The sequence below is a fragment of the Komagataeibacter saccharivorans genome (assembly GCF_003207825.1).
GTDB lineage: Bacteria > Pseudomonadota > Alphaproteobacteria > Acetobacterales > Acetobacteraceae > Komagataeibacter > Komagataeibacter saccharivorans.
In genome coordinates, this window is record NZ_NKTY01000005.1 from 126315 (window position 1) to 141349 (window position 15035).

Sequence of the window (15035 nt, forward strand, 5' to 3'; positions counted from 1 at the left end):
TCCCTGTGGTTATTTCTTCCCGGCGGGGAGTTTGGGCTTGCTGTCAGAACGGTTCTTCACGCGGCGCTGGATCAGCGTCTGCTGCGCCATCGTCAGCAGGTTGTTCCAGCAGTAGTAGATCACCAGTCCCGAAGGCTGACGCGCCATGAAGAAGGTGAAAATGACCGGCATGAGCTGGAACATCTTCTGCTGCGCGGGGTCCGCCGCCGGGGCGGGATTGATCCGCTGCTGGATGAACATCGTCAGCCCGAACGCAATCGGCCACAGGCCAAGCTGGAGCATGGGCGAAATGACGGTGGGGTCCCACGGGATCAGGCCGAACAGGGTGAACAGGTTTGTCGGGTCAAATGCCGACAGATCATGAATCCAGCCAAAGAACGGCGCATGACGCATTTCGATGGTGACGTACAGATCTTTATACAGGCACCAGAAAACCGGGATCTGCAGCAGCATGGGCAGGCAGCCGCTGGCCGGGTTCACGCCTTCCTGCTTGTACAGGGCGATCATCTGCTGGTTGAGCGCCATCTGGTCGTCCTTGTAGCGCTCACGCAGGGCTTTGATCTTGGGCTGAAGCTGACGCATCTTGCCCATGGACTGGAACTGCTTGGTCGCCAGCGGGAAGAACAGCGCCTTGACCAGCAGGGTGAATGCCATAAGGGCAAGACCGAAATTGCCCAGCATGGTGTTCAGCCAGTCCAGCACCGTAAAGATCGGACGCGTCAGAAACGCAAACCAGCCAAAATCGACCGCTTTCCAGAAATCGGGGATATGCAGGCTGGATTCATATTTTTCCAGCAGCGGCACTTCCTTGGCACCGGCAAAGACATGGCTGGCGGAAACCGCCTCCCCGCCACCCGCCACAACCAGTGGCGTGCGCGCGGTAAAGCCTACGTCATAGACACCCTTGTCCCCGCCGGTGGGCTGATAGGAATAGGTGCCCGCCACGTCGCTATCCTGCTGCGGAATAACGGCGGACAGCCAGTATTTGTCGGTAATGCCGGCCCAGCCGCCCTGCCCCGCCTTGGTCCATGCGATGTTACCCGGCGGCACGGCCCCCTTGCGCAGGGACTTGTACGAGCTTTCGTCCAGCTTGTGATCAATGACCGAAATCGGCCCTTCATGCACAAGGTAACCACCCGTCTCGACCGGGGTGTAGCCACGTTCCACGCGCGAGAAGGGATAGAGGGAAACGGCTTCCCCCCCATGGTTGATCACCTTCTGCGTGACCGCGAACATGTAATTCTGGTCAATGGCGATATTGATCTGGAATACCTGTCCCTGACCGTTATCCCATGACAGGGTCACTGGCTGGGCCTGTGTCAGCGTATCGTGGTCGGCAGTCCAGACGGTGTTGGCATCAGGCACGCTGACATGGCCACCACTGACATTGGCCCAGCCGACCTCGACCAGATTGGGTTCCGCCTGATCGCGCGGCTCCAGCACACGGACCAGCGGGCTGCCTGCTTTCACGGTCTCATGATAATTCTTGAGCACGAGGTCATCGAGGCGTGCGCCACGCAGGTCGAGCGAACCATGCACGCGGTCCGCGTCGATCGCCACGCGCGGATCGGGCTGGCTGGCGTCAGCCACCGGCGGTGCGGCGGACGTATTGCCGCCAGCCGCGACGGGCGGCAGGCCCGGTGTGGCATTGGGGGCCTGCTGCTCGACCGTCTTATGGTTCTGCTGTGGCAGGAAATACTCGAAACCGACCAGCACCACGGCAGACAGTGCTGTTGCCACCATAAAACGCTTGATATCCATCAGCGACCCGCCAGACTTTTACTGTTTTTCATGGAGTCATGCATGCCACATCCGCAGACCCCATGGGGAACCGGATCATGACCGCCCGCGTTCCACGGGTTGCAGCGCAGGATGCGCCACACGGCCAGCATCGTACCGCGCGCAGCCCCATGCCGGGCAATCGCGTCACGTGCGTAATGACTGCATGAAGGGGTAAACCGGCAATGCGCGCCCCATATGGGCCGGATCACCAGTTGGTATGCGCGAATGATCGCGCGCAGGATGTGGGCAGGCGGGCTTAGGGAAGACGTAGTCACGATTCTTCCTTCACCCCCGCCTTGCGCAGGGCCTTGCGGTAATCGCCCACAAGGGCATCAAACCGCCGATCCCGCGTGCCAGACCGGCCGATAACCACGATATCGACACCTTGCAGCGTACGTTCGCGATCCAGCAGCCGGACGACTTCCCGCAGGCGTCGCCGGACCCGGTTGCGCACAACGGAATTACCCACTTTCTTGGTAACGGTAAAACCGTACCGGGCCGCTTCCGTGTCGCCGCGTTCAAGCGCCTGCAGCACCAGACCCGGAACGGGTGCCTTGCGGCCTTTGGCCGCCACCCGCAGGAACTCGGCGCGTTTTTTAAGACGCGTGGACTTATCGGCCACTTTCAGCCGCCCCTTTGTAGAGACATTTCGCGTTCCGGACGCACAGGCGCCCGGAACGTGCAGACGTCACCTGCCTCAGGCAGAAAGACGCTTGCGGCCCTTGCTGCGACGGTTTGCAACAACCTTGCGGCCACCAACGGTTTCCATACGCGAACGGAAGCCGTGGCGACGCTTGCGGACCAGCTTCGAGGGTTGATACGTGCGCTTCACAACGGCACTCCCAGATTGACAATGACAGACAGGTTACGGAATAAATTCCAGCAGGCCCCATATCATACGGAAGGCCCGAGCGGCGCCTTATACTGCCGCTTTCAGGCAACGTCAATGCTGACCGCCCCTTCCCCCCCGTAACCGGATGTTTTCCATGACCAGCCCAGCCTGCGACTCTGCACCCGCCCTGAATGAAATGCTGCGCAAGCACCTGCATGATATCCGGGGCCATCTTTCCCCGGCCATGCTGCAGGCGGATTCGCTGGCGCTGAGTGCTGATGAACGGACACGAAAGGCGGCACAGGCCATTCTGGACGCGCTCGACGCCACGACGGCGGAACTCGCCGCCATGCGCCGCCTGCTGGGATCGCGCCATCCGTAACGGGAAATGCGGGATGGAGACGGCTATTTCTTTTCGATCAGTTCGATCTTGTAGCCGTCCGGGTCTTCCACAAACGCGATGACGGTCGTGCCAAACTTGACCGGCCCGGCTTCACGCGTGACCTTGCCACCCCCGGCACGCACCTTTTCCACAAGGGCCGCGACATCGGGCACGCCCACGGCGAAATGACCGAATCCGGTGCCCACATCGTAACCGTCATCCTGACCCCAGTTATAGGTCAGTTCAATTTCAGCCTGTCCGGCGGCATTATCGCCATAACCAATGAAAACGAGAGTGTACTTCCCTTCCGGCACGTCCTTGCGCCGCAGTTCGTGCATGCCCAGCAGCCGGTAAAAGGCAAGGCTTGCATCAAGGTTGCGGACGCGCACCATCGTATGCAGGTAGCTTCCCATTTTACGTTCTCCCTTCAGGTTATTTTTTCATCCCCGCCACCGATACCGGTCAGGAAAAGCCCCGCTTCATTCGCCATGGTGATGCAGGCGGCGGGATCGGTAATCAGCGTGGCCCCGGCCTCGATGGCGATACCGCGCAATCCGGCCGCGATGACACCGGCAAGGGTACGCGGACCTATTGTGGGCAGGTCAGCGCGGCGTTCCTGTCCCGGCTTGGCCATTTTGACCAGAACGCCACCGGGGCGGTCCGGTTGCCGCAGACCTGCCACGCGTTCGAGCATGCCATCCGTGCCTTCCAGTGCCTCCACCGCCAGCACGAGACCGCCCTGCACCACGCAGCCCTGACCGATATCCAGTTCACCCAGCCGCCGGATCACTTTCCGGGCCAGCATGATATCGGCGCGGGCAGCTTCATCGGGTGTCACTGCGCCCATCGCCCCACGGCGCGCGACGGAGCCGGACAGATATTCATGCGCGCCCCGGATGGTGAAGCCTTCCTCCCCCAGCACGCGCACGATGGCACCCAGCAGTCCGTCATCGCCCGCAAACAGGGCCTTGCCGATACGCGCCAGAATGCGCGCGCCCGTCGCATCAGGCCGCAGGTTGATAAGGGAAGGCCGACGCACCGGCCCGATCAGCACAAGGTTACGGCAGCCATGTTCATGCAGCGCAGACAGGATTTCCCCCGCGGCCGCAAGCCGGATCATGCGGTGTGGCCACTGGCCGATCACATCCGGATCGGCAAAGCCCTGAAAGCCGACGATAAAGACGCGGCCGCCTGCCTGCTCAACCGCCTGGGCGACCTGCCCCGGCAGGGGACCACCACCGGCCAGAATGCCGACGCAGGCCGTCTCCCGCCGATACGCGGCGATATCAGGCGCCATCGCTCTCGATCATGTCCCCGCTCTGAACACGTACCAGGCCGCGATGGCTGGGGGCTGCGATGAAATCAAGGATCTCGACCACGCGCGCATCATCGGCATAGCTCTGCCTGACATGCTCCAGCCGGTCCTGAAAAACCGCGCCGGTGGCATGGGCGGCCTTGGGATACAGGGCACGGAAGGCCTGACGCATGCGCCGCACTTCCTCGGGCTGGACGCCGTTACGGCGCAGCCAGATCCAGTGCAGACCCACCAGTCGGGCGCGATTGCCCAGCACGCTGCCATACGGGATCACATCGGCCTCGACACCACATACGCCCCCGACAAGGGCGGCATGGCCGATACGCACGAACTGATGCAGGGCGGCGGCCCCCATGATCCGGGCATCGTCGCCAATGGTCACATGGCCACCCATGACCACGTTGTTCACGATGATCACGCCACGCCCCAGCGTACAGTCATGGGCCACATGGGAATTGGCCATGATGAGACAGTCGGCCCCCACGCGGGTAATGCCCGTGCCGGTCGCCGTGCCGCGATGGATCGTTACATTTTCACGAATGGTGGTACGCGCGCCGATGATGCACGACGTTGGCTCACCCCGATATTTCAGGTCCTGCGGGGCCATGCCCACGGTCGTGAACGGGTAGCAGACAACCCCCTCGCCCAGCGTGGTATGGCCATCGATCACCACATGGGAGACAAGTTCGACGTTATCCCCGATTACGACATCGGGACCGACCGAACACCACGGGCCGATACGTACGCCAGTGCCAATCCGGGCACGGCTGGAAACAATAGAGGACGGATGAATCTCAGGCGCCTTGCCACGTCGGTCATCCATTTGGGCACCGTTAGGTGAACTTTCAGCCAGAATAGCCTCCCTTCCCGCAAGTCCCTGTGGGCACAACCCACAGGGCGACGTCCGGCCCGCCCGCGCGGGGGGGAAGCCAGTACGTCCGTTTCCTGCGGAATTACCCCATGATCATGGCGCTGAACGTCGCCTCGGCAACGGATACGCCATCGACGCGCGCCACACCCTTGAACTTCCACACATTGGCGCGGCTGCGTTCTTTCTCGACGTGAATGCGAAGCTGGTCGCCCGGGCCGACGGGGCGGCGGAATTTCGCGCCATCGATCGTCATGAAGTAAACCAGCTTGCCTTCAAACGCGGCACCCAGCGTCAGCACCACGAGGGTCGCGGCGGTCTGGGCCATCGCCTCGATGATCAGGACACCGGGCATCACGGGACGCGCCGGGAAATGCCCCTGGAAATGCGGCTCGTTAACCGTGACATTCTTGATGCCGACAGCCGACTGCCCCATCACGATATCAACCATGCGGTCGATCAGCAGGAACGGATAGCGATGGGGGATCGCCTCCATTATCCGCATGATGTCGATCGATTCCAGCGTCGCAGGTGTTGCGTCCGCGGGCTGTGCCTCTACTTCTTTATCCACGTCGTCCAACCACTTGTTCGGTCAGGAAGGAACCCTGCCACCAGAGGGAAAACAGTGGCTTCCTGCCGGTTGAATATCTGACAGCGGCAGACAATCAGGCCTTTGTGGCCTTTTCGCCGCCTCCATCCTGCGTCGTTTTTCTGGCCATCCTGCGCAGAAAGGCCACGTTCCGGAAAAACTCCCGAAAAGGCATGGCCGGACTGCCGATCACGTCGGCTCCGGCCTCCACATCGGACATGACGCCACACTGGGCGCCGATCCGGGCCTTGGTACCGATCTTGATATGTCCGATCAGCCCGGCCTGCGCCGCAACCGTCACGAAATCACCCAGTTCGGTCGAACCGGAAATACCGGCCTGGGACACCACGATACAGCACCGTCCCAGCCGCGCATTATGGCCAATCTGCACCAGATTGTCGAGGCGTGAGCCAGCGCCGATCACGGTATCGCGGATGGAGCCGCGATCGACCGTGGAATTGGCGCCGATCTCCACCCCGTCCTCCAGTATGACGCGACCAAGCTGGGGCACGGTTTCGAAGCCTTCCGCCGTTACGGCGAAGCCAAACCCGTCCTGCCCAATCCGTGCGCCAGGCAGCAGCGTCACGCGTTCACCCAGCAGCGCATGCGAAATGGCGACATGCGCGCCAATACGGCAGCGCGCACCGATTTCCACCCCCGCCCCGATGCTGACATGCGACCCGATATCCGCGCCCGCGCCAATACGAACCCGCTCACCCAGCACCGTAAACGGCCCGATGGCCGCTGTCGGATCAATTTCGCACCCCGCACCGATTACGGCTGTCGGATGGACTCCGGGCTTGACCGGGGGAAGCGGGTAGAACCGGGACGCGACACGGGCCCATGCCTGGTACGGTGCCTTTGATACCAGAACGGCGGCATGGGCAGGCACCTTGTCGGCAAAGGCAGGGGCAACGATCACCGCCCCGGCCTGTGTGCCTTCCAGCAGGGGCAGATAGCGCCTGTTATCGAGAAAGCTGACCTGATCGCGCGTGGCGGACTGAAGGGGGGCGATACCAGTGAAACGACTGGCGCCGGCCCCATCCGCCGCCATGCGCAGTTCAGCCCCGCTGCACTGCGCCAGTTCATCCAGCCCGAAGGGACCCTGCGTTATGAAAAAACGCGGATCGCCCGGCACGTTATCCGGCATTACGGTCATGCAACAGACCTTAATGCTTTGCCGGGGCAGCGGGCGTCGGGACCGAAGCCGGCTTGTCGGCATCCGCCGTGGTGGGCATGGTGCCGGACTTCGCCAGCACTTCAGGATCGACATCGGCAGCCGGGATGAACACGGTGGGCAGCACGCCATTGAGCTGGCTTGCAACCTGCTGCGTGATATCAAGGCTTTCCTGACTCAGGGCCACCTGTTCACGGTGCAGCACAAGGTTCATGCCATGGCTGGCCGCGACCTGCCGGATGATCTGGATCAGTTCACGCTCGATCTGACCCAGCGAAACCTGTGCCGCTTCCTGAATCACGCGGTTGCGATTGCGGAAGTCCTTCTGCGCCGCCAGAACGCGTTCCTGCAACTGGCGCTCGCTTGCCTGGATCTGGGTGGACGACATGGTCCGCGCCTGACCCTGCAGCTTCTGCTGCTCGTCACGCCAGCCAGCCTGTTCCTTCTGCGCATCGCGGGCAAGGTCATCACGCCGTGCGCCCAGAACGCGCTCCGCCTGCTGCGCGGCAGAGGACAGACGCATGACTTCGGGCACGCTGATCACGCCGATAATGGGTGCTGGCGGCGGGGCGCTCTTGGCGACATCCGGCGCCTTGGGCACGGGCGGCTGCGGCAGGATGGGCGGATTCTGCGACTGCGCTTCCTCGCTATCGGCGGCGGAGGCTGGCAACTGAACCGGGGACGGCGCCGCTTCATGCTGGGGGGCATGGGCTGCGGGCTGGGCCGTCTTGGGCACGAACCAGCCCGCATTCCCGTTGGCGGCCTGGGCATGCGCGCCCGAAATGGCCTGATATCCCCACCCGAGCAGAGCGGTTGCGGCAAGCAGACGGATGCCGGATTTACGCAACATTATCACCTCAGAATTGTTGGCCGAAACCAAAGCGGAGCAACTGGGTCCTGTCGTTCGTGCCTTTATGCAGCGGCACACCCAGATCGATGTTCACAAGACCGAACGGACTTTTCCACGCCACACCTACACCGGTGGATACCACGGGCGTAAGCGTATCGTCATAGACCGGCGTATATTTGGGCCAGTCCTTCATGGATGTATAGCGGCGGCGGACGCGCAGCCCGTCCAGTCCACCCATATCCACGAAATAACGTCCTTTTATCCCCATGGCCGATGCAAAGGGAATGGGAAAGTCCACCTGGGCGGACGCAGTATACATGAACCGGCCACCAAGGAAGTCCTGCTGTGAATGCATGGGGTTACCGTCACGCGCCGGGATGGCGTAGCTTCGCGGCCCGACACCACCATCCATGAACCCACGCAGTGAGTTACCGCCCAGATAGAAGTTATCGATGATATCGCTGCGACCGCCGCCCCAGTTCATGATGTCGCCCGCGCCACCACGGAAACTGACCGTCCATTCATGATTGCCCATGATGCTGTCCAGCGGAATATAGTAGGCGGCATCCACCTTGCCACGCAGGTAGCGCTCATTGCCACCGATACCGGCGAAGTCACCGCCCACGCGGATCACGAAGCCCTTATGCGGCTGCTGCCTGCGGTCACGTGTATCGTAGGTCAGCGTGGTGCTGAGCTGCGACAGCAGCGACCAGCCGTTCTGGTCCTGCACGTAATATGACGAATCCGACCACGTATCGCCGATATCACGATCGGTAAGCGTATAGCTCCACGACTGCGACAGGTGGTTGTTATAGGAATAACCCATACGCAGGGTCATGCCGATACGCGCTTCGGAATAGCTCTGGTAGGTCATGTAGCGGTTCTGGATACCGAACAGGTCGATGCCCGCCACAAGGTTGCGGTTCAGGAAATACGGGTCCGTCAGCGAGATGTCGGCCTGTTCCTCGTAATACGCCGCCGTGCCGGTGAAGCCCGCATCGATACCTGTGCCCAGCAGGTTGTGCTGCTTGAGGCCAAGGTTACCCAGCACGCCCGCATCGGTCGAATACCCGCCACCGAGCGAGAACTCACCCGTTGGCTTCTCCACCACATCGGCCGAGATGTTGACCTTGTCTGGCGCAGAACCGGGGGTCTGGTCGATCGAGACGGTCTTGAAGAAGCCGAGATCTTCAAGGATCATCTTGGAGTATTTGCGGTCAAGCGGGGTGTACGGGTCGCCTTCGGCCATCGGCAACTGGCGACGGATCACCTTGTCCTCGGTGATCGTGTTGCCGTTGATGTCGATGCGCTCGACATACATCCGGGGGCCTTCGCTGATGTCAAACAGCAGGTTGACCGTATGCTTTTCCGGGTTACGGGCGATTTCCGGGTGGACCATGGCGAAGGGATAGCCCTTGCCCTGCAGCATTTCCTGCATGTCGGTCGCGTTGTGCTGGATCGCGCTGCCATCGTACCACTGATTATGGAACAGCGAGATGTATTTGCGCATGGACTCCGCGGTTACGTGCCGCAGGGATGAACGGACATCCATCTTGTTCAGGCGGTAACGCGGGCCTTCTTCCATCGTATAGGTGATGTAGAAGGACTTGCGGTCCGGCGACAGTTCGCCCGTGGCGTTCTTGATCTGGAAATCGACGAAGCCGTTCTTCAGGTAAAAGCGGTGCAGCAGTTCCGCATCGTATTTGATACGCTCGGGGCTGTACTGATCGCTTGAGGCAAAGAAGCGGTACCACGCCGTCTCCTTGGAGGAGACGACACCGGCCAGCGCCGCGCTGCTGAAAGCGTGGTTGCCGACGAAGGTGACCTTCTTGATCAGCGTCTTCTGCGCTTCATTGATATGAAAGATCACGTCCACGCGGTTATGCGCAAGGCGAATGATCTGCGGCGTAACCGTCGCGGCGTAACGCGCCTTTTCCGCATAGACGCCCAGGATCTTCTTCCGGTCGGCCGAAATGCCCTGGGGCGAATAGACCGCGCGCGGACGCAGCGAGATGACCTTGGTCAGGTCATCGTCCTTGGCCGCGTGGTTTCCCTCGAACACGATACGGTTGACGATCGGGTTCTCGACCACATGCACCTCAAGCACGTTACCCACGCGCTTGAGGGTTACATCATGGAACAGGCCAGTGGCGTACAGGGTCTTGAGCGAACGGTCGAGCAGATCCTGATTGAAACGGTCGCCGGGCTGGACAACCATGTAGGACAGGATGGTGCTGGTCTCGATCCGGCTGTTGCCCTTGATGTCCACCGCCTCGATCGGGTCTTCCAGCGGCGGCGGCTTGATCGCTTCGACCTGTGGCCCCTGCTGCTCCGCATCGCCCGGCGCCATTTCCCCACCGAATGGTGTGTTCTGTGCCGCTTCTTCCTGTGCGTATGCACTGGCCGTCCCGAACAGCGGCACAACGCAGACAGACGCAAGCAGCGCTGAACGTTTACTCGACAAAATCGCTATTCCTCACCACTCGGCATGCGGATCAGCCATGCATTAAGACCGGATGGAGGGCCGGCTCCCTTCCTGTCATGTATCAGCTTTCGTGGCGGACCTATCCGATATCCGTCACAATGTGCAAGCACTTGTATCACTCAGCGTACCTTAGCCCTGTCCGGCACGTGAGGCGAGCCACTGAAACAGCCCGAAATGTGACAGATCGTTAAATGTTGAGAACAGGAACAGCCCGGCAATAAGTGCGAAACCGGCCTGAAAACTGATTTCCTGCACACGGCGTGAAACCGGCCGCCCCAGTATGGCCTCGCAGATATAAAATACCAGCCGTCCCCCATCGAGAATCGGCACGGGAAACAGGTTGATCAGCCCGAGGTTGATCGACAGCAGCGCCATGAACGAGACAAGGCTGGAAAATCCGTACTGCGCGACCTGCCCCGACATCTGGGCGATACGCAGCGGACCACCTAGATCCTTGGTGCTGTGCTGGCCCGTAATCATCTGCCACAGGCCGTCCAGCGTCTGGACAGAGACATGCCATGTCTCCTTCACGGCGGAGACGAAGGCCATGGGCAGGGACTGCGGCCTGCCGATCTCGGCTGCGAAAGACACGCCGATCTGCCCGTGACGGGCTTCCCCCTTATCCCCCACGCTGCCGATATGAACCGGCAGCGTCTGGTCTGCATCCCCCCGATGGACCGTAAGCGTCGTATCGACATCGGGCTGGCCACCGACGAAGGATTGCAGGTCGGTCACGTCATGCACGGCATGGGTGCCGACACGCACGATGACATCGCCCTTTTCCACCCCCGCGGTCGCGGCCGGACTGCCCGGCAGCACCTGCGCGACCTGATTGAGGATATGCGGCTGACCGGACATGGCGAACAGCCCGGTAAACAGGACGATGGCGAGGATGAAATTGAAGACAGGCCCCGCCACGATCACGATGGCACGCGACAGGACCGGCTTGTCATGAAACGTGCGACCCGGCTGCCATGCGGCTTTCTGCTCTTCGGTCGCGTCTTCCGGTCCCTCGAATCCATGGGGGCGGACGTAGCCGCCCAGAGGCACGGGACACAGCCGCCATTCCGTGCCCACGCTGTCATGCCAGCGCAGGAGCGGACGGCCAAACCCGATCGAGAAGACCTCGACATGCACCCCCCGCCAGCGGGCGGCGAGGTAGTGACCAAGTTCGTGAATGAAAACCAGAACCCCCAGGACGAGGGAGAAGGCCAGAACAGTCCGGATCAGATCATGCATGATCGCTACGCTATCTCCCGACGGCCCGAAAGACCATCCAGAATCACATCAGGCGGCGCGGGCAATCGTGCGAAGGCGCGCTACACGACGGGCTTCGCTATCCCAGTGCAGTACTTCTTCCAGCGTATCGGCCCGCTGTGCGCCGATTGATTGCATCACATCCTCGACAATGCGTGCAATATCCAGAAAACCGATTTCGCGCTTCAGGAAGGCTTCAACCGCAATTTCATTGGCCCCGGACAGGATGGCGGGCATTGCCCCCCCGGTCCGCAGGGATTCGCGCGCAAGGCGCAATGCGGGGAAGCGGACTTCATCCGGGGCTTCGAAATCAAGGCGGGCCAGCGTCGCCAGATCCAGACGCGGCGAATTGGTGGGCATGCGTTGCGGCCATGCCAGCGTGTGGGCGATGGGGATACGCATGTCCGCCGAGCCAAGCTGCGCCACGATGGAACCATCGGTATACTGCACCATGCCATGCACCACGGACTGCGGATGCACGACCACGCCCAGCCTGTCTTCCGTCACGTTGAACAGGCGCGCGGCCTCGATCAGTTCCAGTCCCTTGTTGAACATGGTGGCGGAATCAATGGTGATCTTGGCGCCCATCGTCCATGTGGGATGCTTGAGTGCGGCTTCAAGCGGGGCCTTTTCCATTTCCTCCAGACTGGCACGGCGGAAGGGACCGCCCGATGCGGTCAGGATGATCTGTTCGACTTCATCCGCCTGCTTGTCAGCCATGGACTGGAATACGGCGTTATGTTCGGAATCGACGGGCAGCAGGGTCGCACCCGCATCCGCTACGGCGCGGAGCATGACATCACCCGCGCAGACCAACGCTTCCTTGTTCGCCAGCGCCACGGACCGGCCGTTGCGCACCGCCGCAAGGGTCGGTTCCAGCCCGGTCGCCCCGGTAATGGCCGCCATGGTCCAGTCCACCGGCAGGGCTGCCGCTTCGATTACCGCTTCACGGCCACCGGCTGTTTCAACGCCACTGCCCGCAAGCAGGGTTTCCAGTTCAGGCAGCAGCTTCTCGTCCGCAATGACCGCGCGCTGCGCGCCCAATGCCCGCGCCTGCTCGGCCAGACGGGCGACATTCCGCCCCCCCACCAGCGCGCCGGTACGGAACTGCCCCGGCGCCTGAAGCAGCAGGTCAACGGTGGAACAGCCGATGCTGCCCGTACTGCCCAGAACGGAAACTGTCTTCATTATCGCGTCATTCCCTAAAACTTTTCATGGCCCGCCCCGCAGGCATGGCCGCGCCTTCAGCGCTGCCCCACATACCAGAAAGCCGCCCGACCGACTGCCCCCAAAGACAGCAGGGCCGCCATGGGGGCCGCAACCAGCAGGCCGTCAAAACGATCCAGCAGCCCGCCATGACCCGGCAGGATCGTGCCCGAATCCTTCACGCCACGCGCACGCTTGAGCGCGCTTTCCGCAAGGTCGCCGGTCTGGGCCGCAATGGCGACAAGCGCGCCGAATACCGCACCGCGCCATACCGCACCCGGCAGCGCACCGGGCATGAGGCCCGCGATCAGCATGCCCCCCAGCACGGCGCTGAGCAGGCCACCAGCCGACCCCGACCATGTCTTGGCGGGCGAGATGCGCGGGGCCAGCTTGGGGCCACCAAAAATACGCCCGGCCATGTACGCGCCCGTGTCGCTCAGCGCCACGCAGGCGACAAGGAACAGGACAACACCCGCCCCCGGTTCGCTCATGTAACGCAGCCACAGAAGGGACAGCCCCGCACAGCCAATGGCAATCTGCCCCGCCCCCAGCGCCGGACCCAGCACAAGGGCCGACAGCATGACCAGCAGCGCACCGCCCCAGTGCCCTGCGATCGCGGCAATTCCGATACACACCGCCCATGCCAGACTGAGCTGGCCGCGCCGCGTGTCCAGACCATAGCCGAACATCCGCGCCCATTCGACCGCCATGCCCGCCATGGCCAGCACGATCAGGCCGCCATAGACCAGTCCGCCCGCCCACACGCACAGCCCCGCGAACGGCACCAGCACGGCAGCCGAGATCACGCGGGCGCGGAGGTCTTTCCAGTTGGTGGATTTCTTCGACGCAGTCCCGGTCGGGGACGCACCATTATTTGCAGACTGGCCGGGCACCGAATCGCCTTTCACGCCGTGAGTAGATATCCAGCACGGTATCGAAATGCGTTTCGTCAAAATCCGGCCAGGGCGTTTCGAGAAAAACCAGTTCGGCATAGGCCGACTGCCACAGCAGGAAGTTGGACAGGCGACATTCCCCGCTGGTCCGTACAACCATATCCGGGTCCGGCATGCCTGCCGTCTGCAGGGCGGTTGCAAAAACCGTCTCGTCTATCGCACTGGCTTCAAGCTCCCCGCGTGCGACCGCCTGCGCCATCCGGGCGGCAGCCTGCACGATGTCGGCCCGCCCGCCATAGGACAGGGCCAGCACCAGCACCAGCGTGTCGTTGCCCGCCGTGACCTTTTCAGCCAGCCGGGCTTCGTTCTGGACATCGTCGGGAAAGCGCGACAGATCGCCGATGACCCGCAGCCGCACGCCTTCGCGCGACAGTTCGGCCACCTTGTGCCGCAGGTAATAACGCAGCAGACCCGTCAGGTCCGCGACCTCACCGGGCGTGCGCCGCCAGTTTTCCGATGAAAAGGCGTAAAGCGTGACCCATTTCACACCCCGCCTGATGGCGGCGCGCACCGTGCGCTGCACGGCTTCCCCGCCCGCGCGGTGGCCCGCAAGCAGCGGCAGGCCCCGCATGTTCGCCCAGCGCCCGTTGCCATCCATGATGATGGCAACATGCTCCGGCAGGCACACAGGGGCTGCCGTACGATGATCTGACCCGGACAAGAGCTGGTCGTCCTCCTCAGTCACGCACGGGGAAAAACGGGGCGGATGCTGCGCGCACGAATCGATCAGACCTGCTTGATCTCGCGTTCTTTTTCACTCAGCAGTTCGTCAACACGCTTGACGTACTGATCGGTCAGCTTCTGGATCGCATCCGACCAGACCTTCACGTCGTCTTCGCTGATGTCGCCGCTCTTTTCCAGCTTCTTGCTCTGGTCCATGCCGTCACGACGGACGCCACGTACGGCGATCTTGCCATTTTCAGCATATTTGCCGGCGGCGCGGGCCAGTTCGTTACGGCGTTCTTCCGTAAGCTGGGGAATGGGCACGCGCACCGTCTGGCCATCAGCCGCCGGGTTCAGGCCCAGACCGGCATCGCGGATGGCGCGTTCAACCGCGCCAACCAGCGTGCGATCCCATACCTGCACCGTCAGCATGCGCGCTTCCGGCACGGCGATGGAGCCGACCTGCGTCAGCGGCACTTCGCCGCCATAGGCTTCAACGCGCACCGGTTCCAGCAGCGCCGGACTGGCACGGCCAGAACGCAGGCCCGCGAAATCACGACGCAGGCTTTCAATCGCGCCGTCCATACGGCGGGTCAGATCCGCCAGCAAAGTTTTCTGATCGACAGACACTGTGGCCCTCCTTCTAATTCTCTATCCACCGGGCATGACAGCCCAT

General features: G+C 62.2%; 17 protein-coding genes. 1 reads left to right on the plus strand and 16 read right to left on the minus strand.

Annotation, left to right across the window (positions count from 1 at the left end):
- Nucleotides 1-9: 9 nt before the first annotated feature.
- The 4 genes from yidC to rpmH form a co-directional block, all read right to left on the minus strand.
- Nucleotides 10-1761 carry a membrane protein insertase YidC gene (yidC, locus tag CFR79_RS05170; protein WP_110547139.1) on the minus strand — a complete coding sequence of 584 codons (1752 nt, stop codon included), beginning with the start codon at nt 1759-1761 and terminating at the stop codon, nt 10-12.
- The gene (yidD, locus tag CFR79_RS05175; RefSeq protein WP_110547140.1) at nt 1761-2057 is read right to left on the minus strand and encodes a membrane protein insertion efficiency factor YidD; all 297 of its coding nucleotides are present in this window, start codon (nt 2055-2057) and stop codon (nt 1761-1763) included. The genes yidC and yidD overlap by 1 nt, the downstream gene beginning before the upstream one ends.
- Nucleotides 2054-2404 carry a ribonuclease P protein component gene (rnpA, locus tag CFR79_RS05180; protein WP_102324583.1) on the minus strand — a complete coding sequence of 117 codons (351 nt, stop codon included), beginning with the start codon at nt 2402-2404 and terminating at the stop codon, nt 2054-2056. The genes yidD and rnpA overlap by 4 nt, the downstream gene beginning before the upstream one ends.
- A gap of 75 nt (nt 2405-2479) precedes the next feature.
- Nucleotides 2480-2614 (minus strand): 50S ribosomal protein L34, encoded by a 135-nt coding sequence (gene rpmH, locus CFR79_RS05185; protein ID WP_007399178.1) that lies wholly within the window; start codon nt 2612-2614, stop codon nt 2480-2482.
- Nucleotides 2615-2768: 154 nt separating this feature from the next.
- Between rpmH and CFR79_RS05190 the strand changes: the two genes are divergently transcribed.
- A complete protein-coding gene (locus tag CFR79_RS05190) occupies nt 2769-2996 on the plus strand; it encodes a hypothetical protein (protein ID WP_110547141.1) in 228 nt (75 codons plus the stop codon).
- A gap of 23 nt (nt 2997-3019) precedes the next feature.
- On the opposite strand, the gene gloA is transcribed toward CFR79_RS05190, so the two are convergent.
- The 12 genes from gloA to frr form a co-directional block, all read right to left on the minus strand.
- Complete coding sequence (gloA, locus tag CFR79_RS05195; RefSeq protein ID WP_102324584.1) at nt 3020-3409, minus strand: lactoylglutathione lyase; 390 nt, start codon at nt 3407-3409, stop codon at nt 3020-3022.
- 14 nt (nt 3410-3423) lie between these two features.
- Complete coding sequence (locus CFR79_RS05200) at nt 3424-4293, minus strand: LpxI family protein (RefSeq protein WP_110547142.1); 870 nt, start codon at nt 4291-4293, stop codon at nt 3424-3426.
- The gene (lpxA, locus tag CFR79_RS05205; protein WP_102324586.1) at nt 4283-5134 is read right to left on the minus strand and encodes an acyl-ACP--UDP-N-acetylglucosamine O-acyltransferase; all 852 of its coding nucleotides are present in this window, start codon (nt 5132-5134) and stop codon (nt 4283-4285) included. The genes CFR79_RS05200 and lpxA overlap by 11 nt, the downstream gene beginning before the upstream one ends.
- Before the next feature lie 130 nt (nt 5135-5264).
- Nucleotides 5265-5750: a 3-hydroxyacyl-ACP dehydratase FabZ gene (fabZ, locus tag CFR79_RS05210; RefSeq protein WP_102324827.1), complete on the minus strand. Its 486-nt coding sequence runs from the start codon at nt 5748-5750 to the stop codon at nt 5265-5267.
- A 94-nt stretch (nt 5751-5844) separates the two neighbouring features.
- A complete protein-coding gene (gene lpxD / locus CFR79_RS05215) occupies nt 5845-6927 on the minus strand; it encodes a UDP-3-O-(3-hydroxymyristoyl)glucosamine N-acyltransferase (RefSeq protein WP_110547143.1) in 1083 nt (360 codons plus the stop codon).
- 10 nt (nt 6928-6937) lie between these two features.
- Nucleotides 6938-7795, minus strand: coding sequence for an OmpH family outer membrane protein (locus CFR79_RS05220; protein WP_102324829.1), 858 nt, complete (start codon nt 7793-7795; stop codon nt 6938-6940).
- 7 nt (nt 7796-7802) lie between these two features.
- Complete coding sequence (gene bamA, locus CFR79_RS05225) at nt 7803-10217, minus strand: outer membrane protein assembly factor BamA (RefSeq protein WP_102324828.1); 2415 nt, start codon at nt 10215-10217, stop codon at nt 7803-7805.
- Nucleotides 10218-10409: 192 nt separating this feature from the next.
- Complete coding sequence (rseP, locus tag CFR79_RS05230) at nt 10410-11519, minus strand: RIP metalloprotease RseP (RefSeq protein ID WP_110547144.1); 1110 nt, start codon at nt 11517-11519, stop codon at nt 10410-10412.
- Nucleotides 11520-11567: 48 nt separating this feature from the next.
- Nucleotides 11568-12725, minus strand: coding sequence for a 1-deoxy-D-xylulose-5-phosphate reductoisomerase (gene dxr / locus CFR79_RS05235; RefSeq protein WP_110547145.1), 1158 nt, complete (start codon nt 12723-12725; stop codon nt 11568-11570).
- A 56-nt stretch (nt 12726-12781) separates the two neighbouring features.
- Nucleotides 12782-13651, minus strand: a complete 870-nt coding sequence (locus CFR79_RS05240) for a phosphatidate cytidylyltransferase (RefSeq protein WP_181417361.1) — start codon at nt 13649-13651, stop codon at nt 12782-12784.
- Nucleotides 13614-14294 (minus strand): polyprenyl diphosphate synthase, encoded by a 681-nt coding sequence (gene uppS / locus CFR79_RS05245; protein ID WP_243705376.1) that lies wholly within the window; start codon nt 14292-14294, stop codon nt 13614-13616. The genes CFR79_RS05240 and uppS overlap by 38 nt, the downstream gene beginning before the upstream one ends.
- Before the next feature lie 128 nt (nt 14295-14422).
- Nucleotides 14423-14989 (minus strand): ribosome recycling factor, encoded by a 567-nt coding sequence (frr, locus tag CFR79_RS05250; protein WP_102324592.1) that lies wholly within the window; start codon nt 14987-14989, stop codon nt 14423-14425.
- Nucleotides 14990-15035: the final 46 nt, after the last annotated feature.

What these genes read in the sequence shown, in the direction of transcription:
- yidC (WP_110547139.1), bottom strand. Translation starts at nt 1,761, where the DNA reads ATGGATATCAAGCGTTTTATGGTGGCAACAGCACTGTCTGCCGTGGTG.
- CFR79_RS05190 (WP_110547141.1), top strand. Translation starts at nt 2,769, where the DNA reads ATGACCAGCCCAGCCTGCGACTCTGCACCCGCCCTGAATGAAATGCTG.
- gloA (WP_102324584.1), bottom strand. Translation starts at nt 3,409, where the DNA reads ATGGGAAGCTACCTGCATACGATGGTGCGCGTCCGCAACCTTGATGCA.
- CFR79_RS05200 (WP_110547142.1), bottom strand. Translation starts at nt 4,293, where the DNA reads ATGGCGCCTGATATCGCCGCGTATCGGCGGGAGACGGCCTGCGTCGGC.
- lpxA (WP_102324586.1), bottom strand. Translation starts at nt 5,134, where the DNA reads ATGGATGACCGACGTGGCAAGGCGCCTGAGATTCATCCGTCCTCTATT.
- lpxD (WP_110547143.1), bottom strand. Translation starts at nt 6,927, where the DNA reads ATGACCGTAATGCCGGATAACGTGCCGGGCGATCCGCGTTTTTTCATA.
- CFR79_RS05220 (WP_102324829.1), bottom strand. Translation starts at nt 7,795, where the DNA reads ATGTTGCGTAAATCCGGCATCCGTCTGCTTGCCGCAACCGCTCTGCTC.
- rseP (WP_110547144.1), bottom strand. Translation starts at nt 11,519, where the DNA reads ATGCATGATCTGATCCGGACTGTTCTGGCCTTCTCCCTCGTCCTGGGG.
- dxr (WP_110547145.1), bottom strand. Translation starts at nt 12,725, where the DNA reads ATGAAGACAGTTTCCGTTCTGGGCAGTACGGGCAGCATCGGCTGTTCC.
- uppS (WP_243705376.1), bottom strand. Translation starts at nt 14,294, where the DNA reads ATGGATGGCAACGGGCGCTGGGCGAACATGCGGGGCCTGCCGCTGCTT.